The sequence below is a fragment of the Gemmiger formicilis genome, assembly GCF_024462815.1.
Classification (GTDB): Bacteria; Bacillota; Clostridia; order Oscillospirales; family Ruminococcaceae; genus Gemmiger.
The window spans coordinates 114077-140662 of sequence record NZ_JANGCG010000007.1 but is presented as its reverse complement, the minus strand read 5'-3'; the positions used below and the strand labels follow the sequence as shown (position 1 = coordinate 140662).

General features: G+C 58.9%; 16 protein-coding genes. 11 read left to right on the top strand and 5 right to left on the bottom strand.

Features of this window, described 5'->3' with window-relative positions:
* Window positions 1–8 precede the first annotated feature (8 nt).
* Genes NE623_RS08020 through NE623_RS08010 form a run of 3 tightly spaced genes read right to left on the bottom strand, consistent with a single transcriptional unit; the run spans window position 9 to window position 2882 of the window.
* Window positions 9–821 carry an ABC transporter ATP-binding protein gene (locus NE623_RS08020; RefSeq protein WP_256273197.1) on the bottom strand — a complete coding sequence of 271 codons (813 nt, stop codon included), beginning with the start codon at window positions 819–821 and terminating at the stop codon, window positions 9–11.
* A complete protein-coding gene (locus NE623_RS08015; protein ID WP_256273196.1) occupies window positions 818–1801 on the bottom strand; it encodes a FecCD family ABC transporter permease in 984 nt (327 codons plus the stop codon). Before NE623_RS08015 ends, NE623_RS08020 begins: the two co-directional genes overlap by 4 nt.
* Entirely contained in the window at window positions 1794–2882 is a 1089-nt protein-coding gene (locus NE623_RS08010) for an ABC transporter substrate-binding protein (RefSeq protein ID WP_256273195.1), read from the bottom strand. The genes NE623_RS08015 and NE623_RS08010 overlap by 8 nt, the downstream gene beginning before the upstream one ends.
* A gap of 146 nt (window positions 2883–3028) precedes the next feature.
* Here NE623_RS08010 and NE623_RS08005 point away from each other — a divergent pair, with 146 nt between their 5' ends.
* The 11 genes from NE623_RS08005 to NE623_RS07955 all read left to right on the top strand — a co-directional run bounded on the left by NE623_RS08005 (window position 3029) and on the right by NE623_RS07955 (window position 24009).
* Window positions 3029–3790 (top strand): FAD binding domain-containing protein, encoded by a 762-nt coding sequence (locus tag NE623_RS08005; protein ID WP_256273194.1) that lies wholly within the window; start codon window positions 3029–3031, stop codon window positions 3788–3790.
* 12 nt (window positions 3791–3802) lie between these two features.
* The gene (locus NE623_RS08000; protein ID WP_256273192.1) at window positions 3803–4273 is read left to right on the top strand and encodes a (2Fe-2S)-binding protein; all 471 of its coding nucleotides are present in this window, start codon (window positions 3803–3805) and stop codon (window positions 4271–4273) included.
* Window positions 4270–6546, top strand: a complete 2277-nt coding sequence (locus tag NE623_RS07995; RefSeq protein WP_256273191.1) for a xanthine dehydrogenase family protein molybdopterin-binding subunit — start codon at window positions 4270–4272, stop codon at window positions 6544–6546. Before NE623_RS08000 ends, NE623_RS07995 begins: the two co-directional genes overlap by 4 nt.
* Window positions 6547–7583: 1037 nt before the next feature.
* A complete protein-coding gene (locus NE623_RS07990) occupies window positions 7584–12527 on the top strand; it encodes a SpaA isopeptide-forming pilin-related protein (protein ID WP_256273190.1) in 4944 nt (1647 codons plus the stop codon).
* A 55-nt stretch (window positions 12528–12582) separates the two neighbouring features.
* On the top strand, window positions 12583–14874 hold the full coding sequence (locus tag NE623_RS07985) for a SpaH/EbpB family LPXTG-anchored major pilin (protein ID WP_256273189.1): 2292 nt from the start codon (window positions 12583–12585) through the stop codon (window positions 14872–14874).
* Between the two features lie 198 nt (window positions 14875–15072).
* Window positions 15073–15951, top strand: coding sequence for a class C sortase (locus NE623_RS07980; protein ID WP_256273188.1), 879 nt, complete (start codon window positions 15073–15075; stop codon window positions 15949–15951).
* Window positions 15951–16943 (top strand): class C sortase, encoded by a 993-nt coding sequence (locus NE623_RS07975; RefSeq protein ID WP_256273187.1) that lies wholly within the window; start codon window positions 15951–15953, stop codon window positions 16941–16943. Before NE623_RS07980 ends, NE623_RS07975 begins: the two co-directional genes overlap by 1 nt.
* Before the next feature lie 3 nt (window positions 16944–16946).
* Complete coding sequence (locus tag NE623_RS07970) at window positions 16947–17903, top strand: AAA family ATPase (RefSeq protein ID WP_256273186.1); 957 nt, start codon at window positions 16947–16949, stop codon at window positions 17901–17903.
* Entirely contained in the window at window positions 17893–20982 is a 3090-nt protein-coding gene (locus NE623_RS07965; RefSeq protein WP_256273185.1) for a transglutaminase domain-containing protein, read from the top strand. Before NE623_RS07970 ends, NE623_RS07965 begins: the two co-directional genes overlap by 11 nt.
* Before the next feature lie 116 nt (window positions 20983–21098).
* The gene (locus NE623_RS07960; RefSeq protein WP_256273184.1) at window positions 21099–22115 is read left to right on the top strand and encodes a LacI family DNA-binding transcriptional regulator; all 1017 of its coding nucleotides are present in this window, start codon (window positions 21099–21101) and stop codon (window positions 22113–22115) included.
* A gap of 523 nt (window positions 22116–22638) precedes the next feature.
* Entirely contained in the window at window positions 22639–24009 is a 1371-nt protein-coding gene (locus NE623_RS07955; protein ID WP_256273183.1) for an ABC transporter substrate-binding protein, read from the top strand.
* 281 nt (window positions 24010–24290) lie between these two features.
* On the opposite strand, the gene NE623_RS07950 is transcribed toward NE623_RS07955, so the two are convergent.
* On the bottom strand, window positions 24291–24818 hold the full coding sequence (locus NE623_RS07950) for a hypothetical protein (protein ID WP_256271486.1): 528 nt from the start codon (window positions 24816–24818) through the stop codon (window positions 24291–24293).
* Window positions 24818–26521 carry a M3 family oligoendopeptidase gene (locus NE623_RS07945; protein ID WP_256271485.1) on the bottom strand — a complete coding sequence of 568 codons (1704 nt, stop codon included), beginning with the start codon at window positions 26519–26521 and terminating at the stop codon, window positions 24818–24820. The genes NE623_RS07950 and NE623_RS07945 overlap by 1 nt, the downstream gene beginning before the upstream one ends.
* Window positions 26522–26586: the final 65 nt, after the last annotated feature.

The following is a 26586-nucleotide window of genomic DNA, read 5'->3' as shown; positions in this document are numbered from 1 at the left end:
GTATCACCTCACAGCGGCAGCAGGGCCAGACGGCGTCGGCCCCGGCAGTCGGTAACGGGTAGCAGCTCCAGCGGGCCGTACACGGCGGCAAAGGCTGCCTGCAGCACGGCAGGCGGGTCGGTTTTAGGGTGCAGCACCGCCGCGACCCCGCCGCCCTGCAATACCACCAGTATATCACAGCTGTCCAGCGCCAGCGCGGGGTCGTGCAGGCAGACCAGCGCGGTCTTGCCGCCGGTGTGGACCAGCTGCGCCAGCAGCGCGGTCATCCGGCTGCGGTTCGCAAGGTCAAGCGCACTGTCCGGCTCGTCCAGCAAGAGCAGCGGCGCATCCTCGGCAATCGTGCGCGCCAGAATACAGAGCTGCTTCTCGCCGCCGCTCAGGGTCAGGTAGTCCTGCCCGGCCTTGTCGGCCAGACCTACGGTGCGCAGGGCCTCGTCCGCAGCGGCGCGCATGGCGGCGGTGGGGCTTTGCAGGACCCCCAGCCGCGGGTTGAAGCCCATAAGCACGACCTCCCGCGCCGAGAGCGAGACCGAGATGCCGCTCTGCTGCGGGATGTAGCTGACGGTCTGCGCAAGCCTGCGGGTGGACAGACTCTCCAGCGGGACGCCGTTCAGAAGGCACTGCCCGGTGTGGGGCAGCAGCCCGGCGGCCGCCTTGAGCAGTGTGGTCTTGCCGCTGCCGTTCACCCCCAGCAGACCGATCAGCTGCCCGGGCACCGGGACCGAAAAGCTGACCCCTTGCAGCACAGCCGCTGCGCCGTACTGCACGGTGAGGTCCTGCACGCAAAGCCCCGCGGGCGTGGGCGTGGCTTGTGGCATCATGACGCATCCCTCCCCGGCCGCAGGATCAGATAAAGCAGAAACGGTACGCCCAGCAGCGAGGTAAAGATGCTGACCGGCAGCTCAGTGGAGGCAGCCGTCTTGGCCAGCGTGTCGGCGGCCAGCAGCAGGGCGCTGCCCAGCAGCCCGCTCAGCAGGCAGGCCGAGCGCCGGTTGTGCCCCGCCAGCAGCCGGGCGCTGTGGGGGGCCAGCAGCCCGACAAAGCTGATAAGCCCTGTCACGCTGACAACGGCGGCGACCGTCATGGTGGCAAGCGTCAGCAGCAGCAGGCGCATCGCACCCACCCGCACGCCGAGCAGCCGGGCCTCGCCCTCCTCAATCGAGAGCAGCAGCGCCTGCCGGTGCAGCGCAAAGATCGCTGCGCAGCAGACCAGCACGACCGGCACCGGGAACCACACCCGGCTGCGGGTCACGGCGGCCAGACTGCCCATGATCCAATACTCGATGCTGGCCAGCTCCTTCTCGGGGTCGGCGGTCAGCTTGAGCAGCATCAGCAGCGTCTGGGCCAGCGCGTGGACGGCGATGCCCGCCAGCACCAGCGACATTTTGCTGCGCCCCGGCGCGGCGGCGGCCAGCCCCAGCGAGAGGAACACCGCCGCCAGCCCGCCCGCAAATGCACAGACCGTGGTAGACAGCGCCCCTGACGATACGAACAGGATGGCGAACGCCGCGCCGACACTGGCCCCCGAGGATACGCCGATGATGTCAGGGCTTGCCAGCGGGTTGCGGAATACGGTCTGGTAGACAAAGCCGGCCGCCCCCAGTCCAAAGCCGCCGACCAGCGCCATGACGGCGCGGGGCAGCCGCAGCACGGTGAAGGTGCGCACCGCCATGGCGTCGCCGGCCAGCAGCGCCGCCGGTGTTATGGGGTAGCGGCCCAGCGCAAGGGCCGCACCAAAGGTCATAAAAACGCAGAGCGCTGCGCCCAGAAGGCACAGCGCCGTGCGCTTGCGGTTATTCATAGGAGGCAGGGGTGAAGCCGTAGTAGGTCGTGTAGAAGGCATCGGCGCAGTCATGGTAGAACTGCTCACTCACCTGCTCGGGATGCAGCACGCTGCCCAGATAGACGCTGCCCAGGAAGCTGCCGGGCACGGGGGAGTCCACAGCCTCGATGGCGTGGGGCAGCTGGTAGACATGGCCCTCCTTGACGGCGGTGCAGTCGGCCAGTGCGGCATCGTTCAGGACGGAATCGACATCATAGTCGGCATCGGACGCCAGAATGATGTAGTCGGGGTCCCAGTCCAGCACCTGCTCATAGGAGACCTCGGCCCAGTAGGTGTCCTCGACACTGGCGGCGGCGTTGAGACCGCCGGCGTTCTCGATCATATAGTTCTGGTACATGGCGGGGCCGGCGGTCTGCAGCACAGAGCTGTTGCCGGCCATGTAGACGGTGGGGGCCTCGGCATCGCCGATGGCCTCGCGCAGGCTGAGCAGGTTGTCCTCAATCGCGGACTTCAGCTCTTCACCGCGGGCAACGGTGTTGGTGGCCTGTGCCAGCAGGTCGATGGCACCGTACAGCTTGTCCTGATCCTCCGGCTTGACGGCCAGCACGGTCAGGCCCAGCTCCTCCATCTGGGGGATGGAATCCTTCAGCTTGGCGGGCACGATGACAAGGTCGGGGGTCAGCGCGGCGCAGCCCTCAAAATCAAACTCCTTGGCGGTGCCGATGCTGGGCAGGCTCTGCAGCTCAGGTGCGGAGAGGCTGTAGATCGTGCGCTTGTCGGCCTTGGCCTCAACGCCGACCAGCTCGTCCTGCACGCCGAGGGCAATGAGCAGGCTGGTGGAGATGTAGTAGCCGCTGGCCAGCGTCTTGGGCTCGGTCTCGATGGTGACCTCGCGGCCCAGCTGGTCGGTGACGGTCAGCGGGTAGGTGACGGCGGTCTCGGCGGCAGTGGGTTCAACGGCAGCCTCCTCGGGGCTGGCGGTGACCTCGGGTGCAACGGCGGAGGCGGCGGCCTCGCTGCTTACGGCGGCGGTGCTGCCGCAGGCGGTCAGCGCCATGGCGGCGGCCAGCAGCAGGGCGGTCATTTTGGTCATTTTCATGAATCTTTTTCCCTCATACAATAAAAAATATCGTTGTATTTTTAAAACAACAACGGTATTATACCAGATTTTATGGTAGAATAAAAGTACCTATCCACGAAAAGTATGATTTTTTCGCCCAAAATAGAAAAAACGGAGATTGACCCATGATGACGATACGCGAATATGCCCGCCCCGCCACGCTGGAGGAGGCATGGCAGCTGAACCAGAAAAAGCCCAACCGCGTGCTGGGCGGTATGCTCTGGCTCAAGATGGAAAAGATCAATGTCGGCACGGCCATCGACCTGTCGGCCTTGGGGCTGGATACGATCGAGGAGACTGACACCGAGATCATCATCGGCGCTATGGCAACGCTGCGCGATCTGGAAACGAACGCCGCCCTGAATGCCTACACCGCGGGGGCTGTGCGGGAGGCTGTGCGCCACATTGTCGGCGTGCAGTTCCGCAACTGCGCCACGGTGGGCGGCAGCATCTATGGCCGGTTCGGCTTTTCCGATGTGCTGACACTGTTTTTGGCGCTGGACTGCGAGGTTGAGCTGTATAAGGCGGGCCGGATGCCGCTGGCGCAGTTTGCCGTGATGCCCTATGACCGCGATATTCTGACCCGCATCTGCCTGCGCAAGACGCCGGGGCTGAAGGTGCAGTACCAGTCGGTGCGCGCGACCCAGACCGATTTCCCGATCCTGACCTGTGCGGCCGCCCGCACGGCGCAGGGGCAGTACCGCTTTGCCATCGGCGCACGCCCGATGAAGGCCGTGCTTGTCACGCCGGACTGCGACCCGGCGCAGATGCCCGCCGCCGTGCAGGCAGCCGTCAAGACCGGCAGCAATCTGCGCGGCAGTGCCGAGTACCGCACCCACCTGACCGGCGTGCTGGTCCGGCGTGCCGTGGCCGCGCTGGAAAATTGACGGAGGTATACCATGCAGATCACATTTACCTTAAATCATAAAAAAGTCACCGCCGAAATCGCGGCTGACACCGTGCTGCTGGACCTCGTGCGCAGCCTCGGCTGCAAGAGCGTCAAGTGCGGCTGCGAGACCGCCAACTGCGGCCTTTGCACGGTCTTTCTCGATGAAAAGCCGGTGCTGTCCTGCTCGGTGCTGGCGGCGCGGGTCAACGGCCGCAGCGTCACCACGCTGGAGGGGCTGCAGGAGGAGGCTGCCGAGTTCGGTGCCTTCATCGCCGATCAGGGTGCGGAGCAGTGCGGCTTCTGCAACCCGGGCTTTATTATGAACGCGCTGGCGCTTTTCCGGGAAAACCCCGACCCCGGCGAGGATGAAATCAAGGAGTATCTGGCCGGCAACCTCTGCCGCTGCTCCGGCTATGAGGGCCAGCTGCGGGGTATTTTGAACTTTTTAGCGTGGAAAAAGGGGAAGGAGGCTGCCCAATGAAAACCGTGAACCAATCCATGCGCAAAAAGGACGCCATGCAGCTTGTGACCGGCCAGCCCGTCTACATGGATGATGTCATCCCGCAGGACTGCCTGATCGTCAAGCTGCTGCGCTCCCCCCATGCCAACGCCATCGTGCAGGAGATCGACACGAGCCGTGCCCTGCTGGTGCCGGGCATCGAGGCAATCTACACATGGAAGGATGTGGACCAGCAGGGCCGCCGCTACACCCAGGCGGGCCAGACCTACCCCGAGCCGAGCCCCTATGACCGGCTTGTCATCGACCGCCATGTCCGCTTTGCGGGGGATGTTGTCGCCATTTTGGCCGGCAAGGATGAAAAATGCGTCGATAAGGCGATGAAGCTCATCAAGGTCAGGTATGAGGTCCTGCCCGCCGTGCTGGACTACCACACGGCGCTGGACAACCCCGTCCTTGTCCACCCGGAGGAAAACTGGGAGTCGCTGGCACCGGTCGGGGCCGACAACAAGCGCAACCTCTGCGCCCACGATGAGAGCGGGGCGGGCGATATTGAGGCGGTGCTGGCGGGGTGCGATGTCGTCATCGACCATACATACCACACCCGCGCCTGCCAGCAGGCCATGATGGAGACCTTCCGCACCTACTGCAGCATAGATGCCTACGGGCGGCTGAATGTCCTCAGCTCGACCCAGATCGTTTTCCACTGCCGCCGGATCCTGGCCAATGCGCTGCACATCCCCAAGTCGATGATCCGGGTGGCCAAGCCCCGCATCGGCGGCGGCTTCGGCGCCAAGCAGACCTCGGTCTGCGAGGTCTACCCCGCCTTTGTGACATGGAAAACCAAAAAGCCCAGCAAGATCATCTTCAGCCGGTACGAGAGCCAGATCGCCTCCACCCCGCGCCATGAGATGGAGCTGCATGTCCGCCTTGGTGCGACAAAGGACGGCATCGTCAGGGGCATCGACCTCTACACCCTGTCCAACACCGGTGCTTACGGCGAGCATGGGCCTACAACGGTGGGCCTGTCCGGCCACAAATCCATCCCGCTCTACGGCAAGGCCGAGGCATTCCGCTTTGTCAGCGATGTCGTCTACACGAACCATATGTCCTCGGGCGCTTACCGCGGCTACGGTGCGACCCAGGGCCTGTTTGCGGTGGAGTCCGCCGTCAATGAGCTGGCCGACAAGCTGGGCATCGACCCGTTTGTGATCCGCCAGCGCAACATCGTCCATGAGGGCGATGTGATGCCCGCCTACTACGGGCAGGTCAACACCAGCTGCGCGCTGGACCGCTGCCTGCAGGCCGTGCATGACAACATCGGCTGGGACGAAAAATACCCCGTGCGCGACATGGGTAACGGCAAGGTGCGCGCCGTGGGCATGGGCATGGCGATGCAGGGCTCCGGCATTACGAGTGTGGATGTGGGTAGCGCCAGCCTGAAGATCAACGATGACGGGTTCTATACCCTCTCGATCGGTGCGGCCGACATGGGCACCGGCTGCGACACGATTCTGGCGCAGATTGCGGCCGAGGTTCTGGAGTGCCCGCTCGACAATGTGACGGTCCTCGGCGCGGACACCGATTCCTCGCCCTACGATTCCGGCTCCTACGCATCCAGCACGACCTATGTCACCGGCAAGGCGGTTGAGCAGTGCGCCGAGCAGCTCAAGCAGAAGATCTGTCAGGTCGGCGCGGGGCTGCTGGGCCTTGATGAGCGTGCGGTCGTCTTTGCGGGCGATGCCGTGACAAGCGAGGACGGCACGCAGCGCGCCACGCTGGCGCAGATCGCCGCAGCCTCCCAGTGCGGCAGCAATACGGCGCTGGAGGCAGTTGTGACCCACAGCTCGGAGATCTCGCCCCCGCCGTTCATGGTGGGCGCGGCCGAGGTCGAGGTCGATCTGGAAACCGGCGAGGCGCAGGTCATCCGCTATGAGGCGGCCGTTGACTGCGGCACACCGGTCAACCCGAACCTTGCGCGGGTGCAGGCCGAGGGCGGCATCCTGCAGGGCATCGGTATGGCGCTGACCGAGAATGTCACCTACGATGACCGCGGTATGCCGCAGGAAAACTCGCTGATGCAGTACAAGATCCCGGCGCGCAACGACATCGGGCATATCCATGTCGTATTTGAGAGCAGCTACGAGGGCACCGGCCCCTTCGGTGCCAAGAGCATCGGCGAGGTGGTCATCAACACCCCGCTGCCCGCCGTGGCCGATGCGATCTACCACGCCACCCACAAGCGGTTCTATGAGCTGCCCATCACCCGCGAGCAGATTGCGCTGGCCGGGCAGTAAAAGGCAAGGCGAGAAAAAAAATGCAAGCCGGCAAATCGCCGGCTTGCATTTTTTTTGGAGGAAGGGCATCCGTCAAAGCACCTTGCTGCCCAGCGCCTGGCTGGTGCGGGAGAGCGAGAGGTTGGCAAGCTCCTGATTGTCAAGGGTGTAGCGCAGGACCGGCACATTCATATTTCTCAGTGAGACCAATGCTGCGCATTTATTTGAGCGGTGCAAGTCAGAATCCGTCTCACGAATTTGCCCCCAAAACTGCCCCCAAAAGGGTTTGAAACGGTTCAGCACGGTGCAGCACCTTTTTGTACACATGGGACAAAATCTATTCCGAGCCTTGGTACACAACACCACCAAACCCAACAAAACCGCACTGTAACGCACAAATTTTAGACTTCTCATAACCCGGATGTCGCAGGTTCAAGTCCTGTCTCCGCAACTATCAGGCTGTGACAAAAATGTTGTCACAGCCTTTTTTGTCTGTTGTAACGTCAAAAATGGCGTACTTGTGTCCTCGTTTTGGGGGCGGAATTTATCACAGTTGTCCGGTCATTTTGGCATGACCGGTTTTTTTTGCTTATCTCAGGCAAAGCGAAGGCCGGAGGGGGCTTTGCTGCCGTGCCTTACTTGCACGCTTTCCACGCTAAGCCCCCACCGAACAATTCTTGCGCAACATTCGCGCAACAAATGCGCAACAAATGCACAACAAATCCGACAGAACCGGCCAAGTTTGCCTAACTGCACAACTGATTCGACACGAGTTGTACAAGGCAAACTGACGAAGTTCACAAAAATATGAATGGCTCTTTTTGCAAAATGCCGAAAATGAGCAAATCAAGCGGGATATATTGCGATTTTGCAACGAAAGTGCTATATTTTTATGTATGAGATGTAAAAATTAGGTAGGCGGCGGAAAAAAAGACTGCTGCATATTTTTAACCAGATTGCGCACCAACGGTTGCGCAGCGGGAAAGGGGCTAGCCCCTTTATTATTCCACAGCGGGCTGTGGAATAATAAGCTCTGTCAGGCAAGGGAGGGCAAGCAGATGACAAAGAAATTTTCTGTATTGCAGCGCACAGCGGCATTGCTGGCCGCTCTGTGCCTGCTGGCGGGCTTGGCTCTGCCCGTCTGCGCCGCGGGCGCCGACGACGCCCTTTCTGCGCAGAATGTGGAAACGATGCAGCAAGGGAGCGCCCCCACCGCCGAAACCCTGACGGGTGAGCAGACCGACGAGGACAAGACCGCCCCGGACGGCGCGGCTGCCGCGACCCCCACGCCGACGGCAACACCCACCGCGACCCCGACCCCCACGCCGACGGCGGCGCCTACCGCGACCCCGACCCCCACGCCGACGGAAACCCCCACCACGACCCCCACCCCGAAACCGACGCCCACCGTGACGCCGATACCGGATGACGAGGAGAACAGCGAAAGCGAAGAAAAATTTGTAACCTTCGCGGCAGTCAATGCAGTTGCGGAGGGCGGAACAGAACACCCGAAGGGAAATTACACAATCTATTTTGTACCGCCTACAAACTGGACTGAAGGAGGAGATGTAGAAATCTATTTCCGCGGACTTCGCGGTGCAGGCGACACTGATGGCGTGTATAAGGCAGCCATGACGAAAAGTGGTGAGGTCAGGAAAAAGGACGAGCAGCCAATTTACAAAATTGAGCTATCTTACGCAGATAGTTCAGAATCTTGCCCACATGGTGGTTATGTGTGGGTGCAGTTCCAAGTTGGAAGCGATGATAACAGCCCACCACATTGGATAAAGATAAGAACTACGGATAACAAAGGTAGCAGTTGGCTGTATGTTGATGAAATGGGTGGAAAGTGCTTTGAAGGAGACAACGATAACTATAAAGAGAATACTGTGACCACCGATATTAATGCCGTTTCAAAGTTGGCTGACTACAACGATATCGTCAAAAAGCACGTTCGCTACGGCGGCCAGAAAATCTATTTTCAAAACAAAACGAAGAACCCTCTCACCAATATCACAGTAACGTTCTACGAAAAAGTCGATAGTACATACCAAAAAGTCGGCGCGGAGCAGACGATTTCCTCGGTTCCCGCAGACAGTGTTTCTGCCGCAATCACGATTCCGAAAGACTCTTGCGCCTATGTCCGCTTCACCGATGCAAACGGCAAAACCATCGGCAAACCGTACTATAACTTCTACAACGATGACGCTGATTCGGATGAGGTAGGTAAATTCCAGTATAACGCCAAAACGAATGACTGCTTTATCTACAATGGGTCGTCTGACGTCCAGTGGGGCGCGCGCAACGCAACACGCATTTACTTTGACGCGACGTTCTCGGATATGTCGTACCAGAACGATTCCGGAACGACAGACGGAATGCCGGGAAAAAATGGAGAGCTCTACTATATCCTGACCGGGACCGGGACCGACCTAAAAGTGTTGAGCGGTAAGATGATCCGGCTGGAGGATAGTACCGAGTCACGACACCTTTGGTATGTAAATGTCCCGAAAGACTACACGCACGTACAGTTCTCCGATACAGCAACCCCGCCGACGGACAATATCAATGGCATCAATGGCCGTGCAACGGCCACGCTGACATGGGATAGCAGTCTGACAGAGCCGTGCTTCTATGCGGACACCGGCGATGACATTACCTACGGCGGCGGTTATCGTGATGGCTATTGGGGCGAAAAATCTGATATCCGCGATGCGGAAGCGGGCAAGACGAAGGCCGGCGAGACCAGGGAACCGGTCGTTAAACTTGAAGAGAAGGCATTTACCCAGCAAGCTAACACAAAGTATATCGACAGTACCCTGTATGACTACTACTCGGACTACGAGCTGAACGGAAAAACACGTGAAAAATATTCCTACACAGGAACTCAAACACATCGAGCATTTGTTGAATTTGAGCAGTTTAACCGCGCGTTGAGCGATTACTACAAAGACTACGTAGAAAAATCAAAGCTGCCTGTTTCGTATCCGTTGTATACAGGGCATTTCCAGCCAAATCAAATAAACAATGCACATTTTAGCGAGATTGCTGCTAATCTTGGCCTGTATGGATGGGGCAACCAAAGCAATCAAAGCAATCAAGCGAAGGATTTGTATTGGACGTTTATGGCAGTCAACAATGCAAACGTTGATGTAAATTGTCATACTAACGATAATCATAGCCTTGATTCGAGTACCTTCCAAGGCTTGGTAAGCGATACGCGCGACGGAAATCATAACCCGACCCTGTACGGAACAAATTTGGCAGAACCGCACTTTAATGAAGCATTTCTGACCGGAGAAAACTCTGCAAAGGCTGTACTGGGCAAGGTCTACAAAGATGTTGCGTTCCCCTTCACGCAGAGCAGCGTTTTTGAGGGGACAAACAACGATGAAAATGAAAGAGTAGCGCAGTATTGGTACTATGATAGCAACGAGACGTCGCTGTATTTGAAACAAGATACAAACGAAAAAGACGGCTATTACCTTGACAGTAGCAATGATAAGAATAGGTCAAGCAATCTTGATACTATGAGCAAACCCACGGGCACCTACGGCTTCTTCCCCTTCAACCAAAATGCAGGCAGTCATGTCAACCAGTACAACTACGGTTACGGTGCTAAACTGCAATTTGACTTTACGTTGACAGAGGACGGCCAGGTCGTAGTAGGAAAAGATGAGAAGGGGGAAAAGAAAGTCCCCATCAGGTTCTTCTTCTCCGGCGATGATGATGTGTGGGTGTTTATTGATGACCAGCTGGTGCTGGATGTCGGCGGTGCCCATGCAAAAGCGCAAGGTCTGCTGGAGTTTGGCGCGGACGCGAGCAGCGGGAAAAACACCGTTACATCCTACGTCAGCAAGATTAAAGACAGCAACAACCAAAATTATGACTCGCTGGGAAGTGACCTCAAACGCGTAACCTTTAGGGATACGCCTTATGAGTTCTACTGGAAGAGCAAAAAACCGATGACGCTCACCAAGAACACCAAGCACACCCTTACCATGTATTACATGGAGCGCGGTATGTGGGAGTCCAACATGGCGGTGGCGTTCAACTTCCCGGACCATAACGAGCTGCAGGTGGAAAAACAGGTCGATGCGACCGGGGTTCGCAAATTGCTGCAACCCTACGTCACGGATCCCACCCGCCAGAAGTTCACGGTCGGCATCAAAAACTGGGCGACCCATTATGCCGCACTGGACCAGACGGCAACAACGGATGCAGGCGGCGGCTCCGGCATCGGCTTTACGACCAAGCAGTATACCATCAAGGACTACGGCTCGGTAAATGCGGGCCAACTGATGGACGCAACCGGTGCGCAGTATACCACCAGCAAGGACGAAGTGACCCGCATGGTGGACAACGGCAAGTTTACCCTGCAAAACGGCGAAATCGTCACCTTTGCGGATCAGTTCCGGCGCGGCAGTTATATCTCGCTGCAAGAATACCCCGACACGGACCTGTATGCCACCACCTGGAAAATCTACGAGAACGGCAAGCTCGTCACGCAAAGCGTGGACGATGACGCAGTTGACCTTGAAGCTAGTGCCCCGAAGGAGGAAATGCAGGGCAATGGCACAACCCCGGATGATGGCCGTAAGGAAAAGTACCAAACGGGCCTAGGCGAAGACGGAAAGACGATTGAGAACAAAGGCTACACAGCAACAACCCAAAAGCCGGAAAACTCCATCGTGTTCCGCTCGTACAGTGACCCGGATGGTACAAACCAGTTCACCAAGCTGAAGGTGAAATTCATCAACAAAGTCAAAACCGGCTCGCTGAGCATCACCAAACAGGTGCCGCCGGACGAGAAAACGACTTTTTTGGGGAAAACGTACACCTTTACCGTGCAGTACACGAACATCGGCGGCCTGGGCGGCGACGAGATAATAACCGAAACAGTTGAAGTTCCAGTCGGCGAAACCGTTCCGCTGGACGGGATACCGATTGGCACGACCGTTACCGTCACGGAAGACCCCAAACCGGGTAGCTATATCAAGAGCGTCACCGTGGATAACGAGCCAGTAGCCGACAACAAAGCCTGCGTCACTATTGGTGAGGACACGACACCCGGCGTTCAGGTGGTGTTCACCAACACGGCACACAAGCAGATCCCTATTACTGTGGAAAAGATATGGAAGGACGCCAAAGATAAGGTGCTTGCCGATGGCCTGCCGGAATCGATTTGGGTCAAATTGCAGCGCCGCCGTGTGGACAGTACGGATGGAAAATGGACAGATGTGCCGGACACGGCAGTTGAACTGAAGAATGGAACGTGGAAACACACGTTCACCGGCATGGATGCCTGTGACATCAGCGACACTACCGGCACTACCTATTATGAGTACCGCGTGGTGGAATCGGCTACGAAAGATGTCGGTTACAAAGCCGACGGCACGCTGCAACTGGGTGACTATAAGTACACAGTTGCCAGCAAAACGCGAACCATAACGGCTGACGATAATACGGCAACGCTTACCATGACCAACACGCGGGTGCCGGTGTATGAGCTGGCTATCACCAAGCAGGGACTTGACGAGAGCGGCAAGAACACCGAGCCGCTGAACGGCGTGAAGTTCAAGCTGGAAAAGCTGAAGGACGACAACAGCGTTGATGCGACGTTTGAGGCAGTGACCAGGACGACCGAGAGTGTTGGCGCCGACGCGGGCAAGTGCAGTTTTGAAAAACTGTCTGCGGGCAGCTATCGTTTGACGGAGCTGAAAACCGTGGACGGCTACAACCTGCTGGCCGCACCAATCGAGTTTGTTTTGAAAGACGGCAAATGCCTGATAAAAAGTACGTCGCAAGAAAGTATGGTTACAGGCGACGCCGCAAACGGCTACACGGTGAGTTTGACCATCAACAACCGCAAGGGCTTTACGCTGCCGCACACCGGCGCGGACGCCCCCAGCCTGTGGCTGCTGATTGGTCTGCCGCTGCTGGTGGCCGGGCTGCTGGTGCTGGTATTCCGCTACAATCGGAAAGGGGGCAAGCGTTCCTGATATGGCCCCCGATTTCCCCGCTACGATAATCTTAAAAAGAAAGAGGTTATGACAGATGAAACTAAAACGTTTCTTTACCGGCGTCCTCAGCGCCGTAATGGCCCTCAGCGTCTGCGCCCTCCCCGCCGCGGCGGATGACGCAACGAACGTTAATGACCCGACTGATCTCAAATTGACTGCCAGCACGATTGATACAACGCAAAAAGGTTCTATTACAATCCATAAGTATGGCCGGCTTGAAGATCCCACTGCGGAAAATGGCACGGGCGAAGTTGACACCACAGTTGCAGCAAACAAGGACAACAAGCCATTGGAGGGTGTTGATTTCACCCTGTACCGCGTGAAAACTACGGCTGATTTGCTGAAATACTATGATGCGCTGAAGGGTGCATCTGTTGAGGAATTTACGGCAGGTGATTGTTTTACTGCAACGAATGAGTCTGATTGGTCTGCAACGACGCTGAAGCCGGCGTACATTAAGGATGCTACCGGCGATGACACTAATGCACCGGTTGGCAAGGTGGGCACAGCAAAGACGAATGCAGAAGGCGCAGCCCAGTTTAACAGTCTGCCGGTTGGTATGTACCTGGTTATCGAGACGAACAAGGTGCAGTCCGTTACCAAGACTGTGACGCCGTTCCTGGTTTCCATCCCTATGACGCGAATTGGCGATACCGCATCAACTGGCAATAACAACCTGAAACAGTGGCTGTATGATGTTGTTGTCTACCCGAAGAACAGCACGGCACAGGGTACTGTGACGCTGGTCAAGCAGGGCAAGCATGGCGATACAAGAGAAAATTTAGCCGGTGTTATGTTTAAGCTGTTCCAGTATCAGGACAGCAAAGCTGATTATGTGGATATCACTGACAAGTTGACCAATAAAACACCGGTAGGCACAGAAAGCTATGTTGTAACTGCTTCTGGCACTAACCTTGGTAAAATCACATTCAGCGATTTGCCGATGGGCAAGTATTACGTACAGGAGTACGGCTATACCGGGGCTGACTCTGACAAGGGCTATATCATCAACACCAAAGGCAAGTATGGTTTTGCGATTGACAAGGATGGTAAAGTATCGGTTCAGACTGAGACCGGCGAAGGTGAAACTGACTGGGTAACTAATGGTGACGGATTTGAAGCGAACAATAGCAATGGCACTATCACCATTACCAACTACAAACCTGAGTTTGAGAAGACCGTTGAGTCCCGCACCGGCACGACCAGCACCGATGAACACCAGGCTGACTACGGTATTGGCGACAAAGTTCCCTACACACTTACTATCAAAGTCCCCGAGAATGTTGCAAAGCTGCATACCTTCAAAGTCGTTGATACAACGCTGGAAGACCAGTTGAAGCATATTCCAGATGAGTTTAAGCTTACGGCTACCGATAAGGACGATAGTCCACAAACACTTACAGAAAAGGATGCCTATACAAAAGAAATTACCGTAGGTAAGGATGCAGAGAATAAGGATACCTCTATTCTGACGGTCAACTTTACACCTGCAAAACTGGCGAGTGTTGCTGGTGGTACGATTACCATTAAGTACTATGCAACCCTTGGCGCTGGCGCTGTTGTTGCAGAAAATGGTAACCTGAACACGGCAAAACTGCTCTACTCTCGCAAAACGGACACGGTGGATGGGACAGGTGAAACTGACAAGCCTTATGAAATCACCGACGAGGGCGTTGTCTACACTTTCATGACCAGCATTGAGAAGAAAGGCAAGGGCGGTTCGTATGATGAGGCGCCAATGCCTGGCGTAACCTTTGCGCTGTATCGCAAGGTGGAAGGTGCCGAGTGGAACAGCGAGGATAAGGTTACGATTGCGGGTCAGGAGTACACGAAAGAAGGAGCAGTTCCCGGTGCTACCGCTGTAGAGCTTGGTTTAACTACTAACAAGAGTGAGACTTGGGTTCAGATTTACCACGATGGAAAACTTGAAGCGGCGACCAATGACAACGGTATCGTTGAATACAAGGGGCTGCCGAGCGGTACGTATAAGTTCATCGAGACCAAGACGTTGGACAAGTATAATCTGCTGGCTTCTCCTGTCGATGCCAAGCTGAGCCTGAGCTACACCACGAAATGGAAAGACACAAGCAAGTATGACGCGAACGGCAACCTGACGAACCACAAGTCTGAAACGGTCAAGTACAAGAATGGCGACGCCGTAGTTCCGGATCCGAACGCAGTTATCAAGGTTGTGAACCGCAGCGGCTTTACCCTGCCTGTCACCGGTGGCTTTGGCACACTCCTGTTCAGCGGTATCGGCGTGCTGCTGGTGCTGGCCGGTGTGGCGGTGCTGTTCAGCATGAAAAAGAAGAACGACCGCGCTTAAAACCGCATGATGCAAACACCAAAAGATAATTAGAAGGGGTAAACCCATAGGGGAAGGGCCGGGATTGGCTCTTCCCCTATGGGTGGTTATGGGGGTATACTATAAGGCAAAGGGGGAGGCTTGAATCCCTCCGCCTCACAAGGGTCGGCCCCTACAAATTGCCACAGATATTTCCCCCACGAACAGAAAGGCACACCTATGGATACCACAGGCAAATTAAAACTTGGATTTGCGGCGCTGATGATTCTGTCGGGCATCGGCGTGGCGATGTACCCGGTCGTCAGCAACGCGGTGGCACAGCGCCATGCGTCGGCGGTCATTGACAGCTACGACGATACCGTCCAATCCATGGGCACAGAAAAGCTCGATGCTGCAAAAGAAGCGGCCCGCAGCTACAACGAACAGCTCAGCAATGCCGTGGACCGCGACGCGGCGGGCGAAGCCGCCGACACCGGCACAAGCTATGTGGACCTGATGGACGTGGGCGAGAGCCTGGGTTACATAAAAATCCCCAAAATCGACGTCAATCTGCCGATTTATGAAGGCACCAGCGACGAGGTGCTGCTCAAGGGCATCGGCCATCTGGAAGGGTCGAGCTATCCACTTGGCGGCGACAGCACCCACAGCGTGCTGACAGGCCACCGCGGCCTGGCCGAGGCCGTCCTGTTTACCGACTTGGACAAAATGCAGGAAGGTGACAAATTTTATCTGCACATCATGGACGAAGTCCTAGCCTACCAGGTCGACCAGGTCAAGGTCGTGGAGCCGGAACATACCGAGGATTTGGAAATCATCCCCGGCGGGGACTACTGCACCCTTGTCACTTGCACGCCCTATGCCATCAACACCCACCGTATGCTGGTGCGCGGCGTGCGCGTGCCCTACAACGGCGAGGACGAGGACGCCGACACCCCGCAGGCCGTGCAGTACCAGGCATTGAACACCGGCAACATCGTCAAGCGCGTGGTGGACGCCTGGCCGTGGATCAGCGTGACCGGCAGTATTATCATAGGCGGCGAGGCACTGCTGCTGCTTTTGCTGCTGCACCGCTGCAAAAAGCGCGAGGAGGAAGACTGATGAAACGCCTGCTGTTGCAAATTTTTGCGTGGCTTGCCATACTGGTGGGCGCGGGGCTGATGCTGCAGCCGACGGTCAGCCAATACCTGACCCGCCGTAAAAGCACCGCCGCCGTGGAAACCTTTGTGCAGTCCGCCGCCGTGGCCGCTGACGACCCGGCTGCCGAAAACACGCGCCCCTACGCGGATTTGTACGACGCCCTGCAAGCCTACAATGCGGAAATCTACGCCGAGGGGCAAAGCGGGCTGAAGGACCCCTTTGCCTACGAGACGCCCGCCTTTGACCTGACGGCCTACGGCTTGCCCGATGATATGATTGCCGCGCTGTGGGTGCCGCGCCTGGATTTAGATTTGCCGGTGTATCTGGGGGCCAGCACCGAAAACATGGCCCGTGGCGGCGCACTGCTGGGGCAGACCTCGATGCCGCTGGGCGGCGCGAACACCAACACGGTCATTGCCGCCCACCGCGGCTACTACGGCGCGGAGATGCTGCGCAACGTGCAGCAGATACAGATCGGCGACAAAATCACCCTGACCACGCCGTGGGAGACCCTGACCTACCGCGTGTGTGAGCTGAAGATCATACAGCCGGACGACATAAATGCGATACTGATACAGCCGGGGCGGGACCTGTTGACCTTAACGACCTGCCACCCCTATACCCAGAACACCCAGCGCTACCTGGTCATTGCCGAGCGCGACCCCGGCGTCGCCCCCGTCACCCATGAGGAAGATTTGGCCGAGTGCGCGGGCAGCTGGGACGCCGCGCCCCGCCAGGTGACGGTGGAAAGCCCCGATGGCACCGCCGCCGTGGAGGAAATCGCGCCCGAGAGCATCAGCCCGCTGCCGAACGAGGGCAGCGGCGAGGATGCGGGCGGGGCGTACTCCAACTGGATGATATGGCTGGAAAACAACGCCCTGTGGGCAGGAATTATGCTGATTGCCGCCGTGGTGGGATGCGGGCTGATCCTGCGCCGCCACAGAAAGGACTGATTGATGCAGACACGAGAAAAAGCGCTGGCCGTGACGGCCGAGGTGGGCAAGGCCGTACTGGGCAAGCCCGAAGCAATTTTGAAAATCATGATGGCAATGCTGGCCCGCGGCCATGTGCTGGTGGAGGATATCCCCGGCGTGGGCAAAACCACACTGGCCCAGGCGTTTGCCCGCGCTATGCAGCTGACCCAGAACCGCGTACAGTTCACACCGGACGTATTACCGTCCGATATTGTGGGGTTTTCGCTGTACCAAAAAGAAACCGGCAAGTTCGTTTACCACCCCGGCGCGGTGGCCTGCAACCTGTTTTTGGCCGATGAGATCAACCGTACCAGTGCCCGCACCCAATCCGCCCTGCTGGAAGTCATGGAGGAAGGTGCGGTGACGGTGGACGGCGTGACCCGCAAGCTGCCCCAGCCCTTCACCGTCATGGCGACGGAAAACCCGGTTGGCTCAATCGGTACGCAGATGCTGCCGGAGTCGCAGCTCGACCGTTTTATGGTCTGCGTGGTCATGGGCTACCCCGACACCGAGGCCGAAATGGAGATTTTGACCCGCCAGCCGCGCCACGGTCTGCTGGACCGCGTGCAGCCGGTCATGGACCAGAATGACCTGCTGACCATGCAGGCCGAAGTGGACAACATTTATATGAGCGAGGAAATTTTGCGGTATATCGTAGAGCTTTCCCAGGCGACCCGCAAGGACACACGGCTGGCGCTGGGGCTTAGCCCCCGTGCGTCGCTGGCCGTGGCCGGTATGGCGCGGGCCGCGGCGTACCTCTCGGGGCGGGAGTTTGTCGTGCCCCAGGATGTGACCGCGATTTTTGCCGACACCGCGCACCACCGCCTGAGTCTGACCGAGCAGGCCCGCACCGGTGGGGAGACGGTGGAAAACGTGATTGCCGATGTGCTGCACACTGTGCCGCGCCCCCGCCCGGAGAAACCGACCCATGGCAGGTAAGGTGGGCTGCGGCCTGCTGCTGGCTGTGCTGTTTTGCGCCGCCGCGGTCAGCCGTGCGCCGTTTGTGGTGTTCCTGCTGGCGCTGGCGATGGTGTTCACCGCGTTTTTGTGGTGGGACGCCCGCACGCTGCGGCGACAGGTGACGGCGGCCTTGCAGCTGCCCGCCAAGCCGGTGCGCCCCGGCGAGGCATTTGCCGTGACCGTGCATCTGCAAAACGCCGGGCGGCGCACCGTGCCTGAACTGCGGGCCGTGCTGCGGGCCGAGGATGCCGAGAGCGGTACGGCCATCGAGCTGCCCTGTGCCGCCATGCTGGCCCCGGGCGGCCGCGCCGACCTGCGGGTGACGCTGCGGGCCGCCAAAAGCGGACTGTGGCGGTTCAAACTGCAAAAGCTGACGGTGCGGGATCACTTGGGCCTGTTTGCGGCGGACAGCCCGCCGGACGGCCAAACGTGGGAACTGTGCGTGCTGCCGCCCGCCGAGGGAGAGGCCGACGGCGCGGGCAATACCCCGCAGAACCGCGCCGAGCAGGAGAGCCGCGCGGGAGAGGACATTGCCGACGGCGTCTACGATCTGCGCCCCTACCGTGCGGGGGATCCCTTAAAACAAATCCACTGGAAATTGACGGCCAAGGTGGACGAGCTGACCGTGCGGGAGCCGCTGGGCACGACCTACCGTGCTGACCCGGCCGGCACGCTGCTGGCCGAGGATGGCGGCACCCCGCCGCCCGTGCTGAATTTTGGGCGGGCGGCTGTGACCCGGCTGCGCACCCTGACCCGCCGCAAGGCCGCCGACTCGGACACCGGGCTGGAATTTGTGGACCGCGTGCTGCTGCCCCAGCAGGGTGCAGCGGCACAACCTGTTCTGCGTGGCTGCGTGGATTTTTCGATACTTTTGCTGCTGACGCTGGGGCTGCTGGCGGCGGTGAACAGCGCGTTTTCGCTGGCGCTGCCCGCCTGGATCTGGCCCGGCGCGGCGGCGCTGTGCGCCCTGTGGTTGGCGCTGTGCTATGCACCGCTGCCTGCCGCCGCCAAGCGCGGGGCTGTGCTGGCGCTGGCCGTGGGGCATCTGGTGCTGCTGTTTTTGGTGCAGCGGGACTTCCTGCGCGGCATGGATGCCTTTGCCAACGCCGTGAAGCTATGCCTGAATGAACGTTTCAACGCGGATTTTGCTGTGGCTGAGGCGGGTGCGTGCGGGCTGTTTGTGCTGCTGGCGCTTGTGCCCATCACGGCGTTTTTTGCCGCTGTGACGGTCTGGCGCAGCGATGCACTGCTTTTGGATTTGGTATTGCTGCCTGCCGTGGTGCTTGTGCTGCTGGCGGGCGCGGGCGGCGGAGCTGTGGGCTGGCTGCTGCTGCTCCTGGGCTGCGTCGGCGCGTGGGCGGCGGCGCGGTCGGTGCGGCGCAGGCGGCTGTGGGGCAAAAAAGATTCCACCGTTTACGCTGCGAATGTGGAAAACTTCCTCACGATCCAGAAAACTACCGCCGCCGGGATGATGCTGGTCTGCGCGGTGTTGTTCCTGCCTGCGCTGGCACTGCGCCCGGTGTTGGCCCTGCCACTGGATGCTCTGCAGCCGGTGACGGAGCGCGCCCGGGAGGCGGCGCTGGGGGCGGCCATCGAGTGGCTGCCAAAAATCAGCGGCGGGGCGTTGAACTTTCACGTCAGCGCGGCGGCGGGCGGCGTCGAGGACGGCAGCCTGACCCAGAGCGACGGCCTAGCCCTGCAAGGGCTGGAGGATTTACTCGTCACGACCGACGAGAAGCCGACGGAGACGGTCTACCTACGCGGGTTTATCGGCGCGGAATACGATGGGCATAGCTGGCAGCCTGCGGACGCCGAGCAGTTCGACAATGCCGCCGCTAGCTGGAAAACCGACGGTGACAGCCGTTTGGCAATCGCGAACCTGCCGTTTCTGCGGGCCGCTTACGATGGTGCCGCACCGCAGCAGATGACCGTGCAGCGGCTGCACGCCGACGATACCTACACTTTTGCACCCTATAACGCCTATTTTAACGATTACTACCGCCTGAATGGCGACGGCGCGGCAGCAGGCCAGACCGCGCAGGATGACACGTTCTACTACTTCCCGCGCGGGGAGGCCAAAACGCTGCTGACCGCCCGTGCCGACGCGGATCCCAGTGTGCTGGACCGGCTGGAAAGCGCCTACGCAGCCTACGCAGAGAGCCGCTACCTGGCGACGCCCGACGGCGCAGACTACGGCACGCTGCAAGAATTTTGCAATGCAGCGGAAAAAGAATACAAACTGACCGGCGACGCCGACGCGATACGGACCTTTGTACGCAGCTGCCTGAACGAGCACTGCACCTACACCGGTGACCCGCCCCAGCCAGCCGACGGGGCCGACCCGGTGCTGTATTTCCTGAACGAGAGCCATGCGGGCAGCAGCACGCAGTTTGCGTCGGCGGCGGTGGTGCTCTGCCGGATGCTGGGCCTGCCCGCCCGCTATGTGGTGGGCTATGCTGCCCCCAAAAGCCTGTTTGCCGAGAGCGACGGTGGCTGGCAGGCCGTTTTGCAGGACGACAACGCCCACGCCTGGGCCGAGGTGTACCTTGCCGGGCAGGGCTGGACCCCGCTGGAAACGACCCCCGGTATGGTCAGCGAGCTGACCGAGGACCAGCTGGCCGCCAACGCGAACGCCGTGCCGACTGCCGATGATACCGAGACTCCGCTGCCCGCCGCAACGCCCGTGCCGGAGGCGGACCCGACCGCCCCGCAGGCCCGAGCTTTTTGGTGGCTGCTGCCGCTGGCGGCGGTGCTGGCCGCGCTGGCCGTGTGGGGCATTGCCCGTGCACGGCGCACCCCGGCCGATACTGTGCGGGCGGAGTTCCGCGCGCTGTACAAAAAGATGTGCCGCTGCGGCCTGAGCGAAGGGGTATCCTCTGATCAGGAAGAGTTTAAACAATTTTTACGGGAACACACCAAAACGGCGGCTCCGCAGGATGTGGAAACGCTGCTGGCGTTTGTGCAGACGGCGCAGTTTGCGCCGGGACCAGTCAGCGCGCAAACCGCGCAACAGGTACGCGGCTTGTGCCGCATACTGCGCAAAAATTTACACAGGTAATTGCCGGAAAATATGTGATATTCTCCAGGGGGGAAAGTAACAAGAGCAAATAACGCCTTGACGCGGCGCTTCAAACCTATTATTATAGTAGTGAAATGCGATAAGGAGATGAAATCATGGCGCGATTGCCGAAAAATGACAAGGTTGTGGATATTGGAACGATTGCTGCGGCTTTGGGGGTGTCAAAAACAACGGTATCCCGGGCAATATCCGGCAATGGCCGTGTGGGCGAAGCAACCCGTCAGCGCGTACAGGACTACGTGAAGGAGCATAACTACACCCCCAGTGTGATGGCACGCGGGCTGGCGATGCGCTGCTCGTACAACATTTCGCTGGTGATCTCCAAGCAGTTCTCTGATTTTGAGATGCCGTATTTGCGCAAGACGATGCGTTCGGTCTATCAGGTGGCGGAGAACCGTGATTACGATGTGCTGCTGACCCTGGTAGGCGAGAACGAGACACGCCCGGTGGAGCGCCTTTTGGACAACCGCAAGATCGACGGCCTGATTCTGACCCGCACGCTGGAACGCGACCCGCTGATTCCGCTGCTGAAAAGCCGCAAGCTGCCCTTTGTAGCCATCGGCCGCCCCGAGAATCCGACCGTGATGTCGGTGGATCATGACCAGGTCGGCGGCTGCCGGGAGCTGACCAGCCTGCTGCTGATGAAGGGCATGAAGCGGATCGCCCTGTTGGGCGGTACGATGCTGTACACCGTCAATATGTCGCGCCTGGAAGGCTTCAAGCAGGCCTATGACATGATGAATCAGAAAATCGACGAGAGCCTGCTGTTTTTGGAGCTGGAAACCGACGATTTGCGGATGCAGGCCGTGAGCCAGGCGTTGGAGCGCAAGCCGGATTGCATCCTGTGCATGGACGACCGGCTGACCCTGCTGGTGATGAATATGCTCAAGCAGCAGGGTGTGCGGGTGCCGCAGGATATCCGCGTGGCGTCGCTGTATGACAGCAGCGCGCTGGCTGAGTCGTCGCCCGCCATCACGGCGGTGCAGTTTGACGCCGACGCCCTGGGCCGCAAAGCGACCCAGCAGCTTTTGCAGGTGCTCAAAGGCCACGAAGTGGAGACCCGCGTGGAGTTGGGCTACCAGGTCAGTATGCGGGAATCGACGAAAACCTGAGACTGGGCTATGGAATAGCATAATGAGGGAGCAGCGCACTGTGGGAACGGTGCGCTGCTTTTGCGTCGGGCATACCCGGCCCTCGGCTTTCCCGCGAGCGACCAATCACCGTACACGCGCGGGCCGCATAGATGCGGCCTCTACAATTCCACAAAAAAATGAATCGCGTAATGGCGGCAAACGCACCGGGAGGGATGAACGCCTCCCCTAAATGGGGATAGAGTCGAGGAAAATAGAGGTGGATGGTGCCGCGATTTGCCTTGAAAACTGCGCAACATATGGAAACGGTTGCGCAACAAAGGAACCGTTTCCGGCAAAAAGCAACCTGTTTTTTGAAATATTTCCACAAAAACAGGTATTCTAATTTGTGCAAGGTTCCAATCTTGGATAAAATCACTAAAAAACGATTGATTTTTCGCTATTTATGGTGTATTATAATATCAATCCGAAACGGAAACGTTTCCGAATAAGAAAACGCAATCACTACTGCAACTCTTGTTTTTCTTTAGAAGGAGGAAAAAACATGAAAGCGAAAAAGACTCTCTCCGTGACCCTGGCCGCCGCGATGGCAGCCGGTCTGCTGGCAGGCTGCGGCGGCAGCGCCTCCACGCCTACCTCTACCGCAGAGGCCGCTTCTACCGCGGACTCCACCTCCACTGCTGCTTCTACCGAGGCTGAGACCCCCGCAGCAGCCGGCAAGGTCTACTACCTGAACTTCAAGCCCGAGCAGGATGAAGCCTGGCAGGATCTGGCCAAGAAGTACACCGAGGAGACCGGTGTTCCCGTCACCGTCGTGACCGCCGCCTCCGGCCAGTATGAGACCACCCTGATGAGCGAGATGGCCAAGAGCGATGCGCCCACCCTGTTCCAGGTCAACGGCCCTGTCGGCCTTGCCAACTGGAAGGACTACTGCTACGATCTGTCCGGCACCAAGATTGCAGGCGATCTGACCAGCGACACCTACGCCCTGAAAGACGGCGACCAGATGCTGGGCATCGGCTACGTTATCGAGAGCTACGGCCTGATCACCAATAAGACCCTGCTGGAGAAGGCCGGCTACACCGTTGATGACATCAAGAGCTTCGACGACCTGAAGAAGGTGGCCGAGGACATCACCGCCCGCAAGGACGAGCTGGGCTTCTCCGCCTTCACCTCCGCTGGTATGGACGGCTCCTCTGACTGGCGCTACAAGACCCATCTGGCCAACCTGCCCATCTACTTCGAGTATCAGGAGGACGGCATCGACAACACCGACGCCATCAAGGGCACCTATCTCGACAACTACAAGAATATCTTCGACCTGTACATCAACAACTCCACCTGCGATCCCACTGAACTGGCTGGCAAGACCGGCGACGACAGCCGCAACGAGTTCCTGAACGAAGAGGCCGTTTTCTACCAGAACGGTTCCTGGGAGTACACCAACCTCGTCGGCGACGGCAAGCCCTTCACCGATGACGACCTGACCATGCTGCCCATCTACATTGGCGTCGGCGATGAAGCCAACCAGGGCCTGTGCACCGGCACCGAGAACTACTGGTGCGTCAACAAAGAAGCCAGCGAGGACGACATCAACGCAACGCTCGACTTCATGTACTGGTGCGTTTCCTCTGACGAGGGTACCAAGGCCATGGCTAACGACATGGGCTTCGTTATCCCCTTCAAGAATGCTGTCGAGTCCCCCAACGTCTTCGTCAAGGCCGATAAGGAAATGACCGCCGCCGGCAAGACCCCTGTGGCCTGGAACTTCTCCACCATGCCTTCCGAGAACTGGAAGAACGGTGTCGGCTCTGCTCTGACCGCCTACGCCGCCGGTACCGGCAGCTGGGATGACGTTGTCACCGCCTTTGTCGATGGCTGGGCTTCTGAGGCTGCCCTGAACGCAGCTGCGTAAGTAGTGGGTACGCAACTGTAACGCATTACAATTCTTTCCAAACGTTTTTCTCCTAAAACCTCCTAAACAGTTCTCCTAAACTGTTTTCTCCGGTTTTTCTCCTTGTCCTCTTTTATCACCGGTCAGGGGGGGGGGGGGGGGGGCCCCCCCCCCCCCGGGGGGGCGCCCCACGCCCGCGCCATCCCGCCCTGGGGCGGCACGCCGGGTTTCTACCCCCCCCCCCCTGGGGGGGGGCCACGCGCGGATACGCTTGCTTCTACCTATTTATATATAATGTATATTTATTTCTCGGTTTCCCAGCGCACCCGCCGGGCAAATACCGCAGCCGCGGCAAAGGCAGCGCAGGCAAAAATTGTAAATATTATAAATATACCATGCACGCCCAAAATCTGTCTGCCAATCAAAAACACTACTGCGCACTGCCCGAGGGCCGCCGCGGCGTTCAGCACCGCCGACACAAGGCAGAAAGAGGGCAATTTTTGCGCGGTCTGCTCATGGATATACGCCCGCAACCTTGCACCGCCGCGGGTCATACGCACCAGCAGCACCACCGTGTACAGGGCCGCCACCAGCGCCGCCATATAGGGCACAAGCAGGTACACAGGCGCGTGCGCCGTGGCCCCGGGCAGGACGCCCGCCGCCACGGTCAACGCCGCACCGCCGCCGCAGCAGAGCCACAGCCGCGGCAGTACCCTGCCCCGCGGCGTCTGCGCCGAATAGCGATAATGCGCCCCGCGGTAGTGGTAGCTACCGTTCAGGTCCTTTTCAAAATCATCCAGATAGGCGTGCTTCTTTTTGCGGTCTGCCATTATACCAGCCCCGTCAGGTCATAGCTGTCCAGCCACTGCTTGGCCGCCTCGCTGACGCCGCGCAGGCAGCTTTCCTCAAACGGCGTGGTCAGGCCCGCGTTCTTCAGCAGCTCGGTGAAGGTGCGGCTGCCGCCCTGCTTTGTGTAGGCCATATAGTGGTTCCACGCCTCGGTGCGGTCCTTCTGCAGCATAGCCCAGAACTGCAGGCTGACGGTCTGCGCCAGGCAGTAGTCAATGTAGTAGAAGGGGCTCTGGTAGATGTGCATCTGGCGCTGCCAGTACTCGCCCGCGCCATAGAACGGAATCTCGCCGTCCAGACGCTGCCACGGCTGGTAGATGGCGGCCAGCTTCTTCCACTCTTCGTGGCGCTGGGCCGGGGTCAGATCGGGGTGCTCATAGACAATGTGCTGGAAGTGGTCCACCATCGTGCCGTAGGGAATGAAAGTCAGCGCGCCCGCCAGATGGCTGTAGCGGAACTTGCGTGCGTCCGCGCCGAAGAAGCCCTCGGCCCACGGCCATGCGAAAAACTCCATCGACATCGAGTGAACCTCGCAGGCCTCCATGCTGGGCCAGACATAGCTGTACGGGATGCGGTCGCGGTTCATATAGGCCGCAAAGGCGTGGCCCGCCTCATGGGTCACAACCTCCACATCGTGCTGGGTGCCGTTGAAGTTGGCAAAAATGAACGGCATTTCGTAATCACCCAGACCGGTGCAGTAGCCGCCGCCCGCCTTGCCGGGGGTGGACAGCACATCCAGCAGCTCATCCTCCAGCATCTTGTTGAAGAACTCGCCGCTTTCCGGGGAGAGCTCCTCATAGAATTTCTTGCCCTGCTTCAGGATTGCATCCGCATCGCCTGCGGGCTTGGGGTTGCCGCTGCGGAACATCAGGGCGTTATCGGCCGCATTCATCGGGTACTGCTTGCCCAGACGCTTGGCCTGCTCGCGGTAGATGCTGTCGGCCAGCGGCACAATGTACTTGACCACGGCGGCGCGGAATTTTTCCACATCGGCCTTGGTGTAGCAGTTGCGGCCCATGCGGTAGTAGCCCAGTGTGGTGTAGCCCTCATAGCCGAGCTTTTTACCCATCGTATCGCGCAGATGAACCAGCTGGTCATAGATGCTGTCAAGCTCAGCCTGATGCTCGATATACCATGCGCCCTCGGCCTTCCACGCGGCAAGGCGGCGGGCATCGTCGGGGTCATTCTTGAACGGCGAGAGCTGGCTGAGGGTGTAGACGCCGCCCTCAAAGGGAATCTGCGCCGAGGCAATTAGCTTGCCGTACTCGGTGGTGAGCTTGTTCTCCTGCGCCATCTCGTCCAGAATGGCGGGCGAGAACGCTTTGTCTGCAATCTCCGCGTTGACAAACATCAGATTGCCGTACTCCGCGGCAAAATCACTGCGGAAGGGGGAGTCCAGCATAGCGCGGCTCCACGCGTTCTGGCACTCCTGCAGCTGGGGCAGCGCCTCGTTCCAGAAGTTCATCTCACCGTCATAGAATTTATCGCGGGTGTCGATGGAGTTGCGCACACTGGCCAGCTGGGCTGCCGTGTCCACATGCTTGTTGAGCTTTTCCTCCTCCAGAAAAACCTCCCGCGCTTCTGCGTAGGTTTCTGCCGCCTGCAGGCGGGCCAACAGCCCGGCGAACTGCTGCTTCACCGCGTCCAGATTCGGGCGCTCATAGGGCATTTCGGAAAATTTCATAGGGTGTTTCTCCTTTGCGGACAGTTTTCTTGTATTATAGCACACCCCCGCCCAAAAAGCAAAAG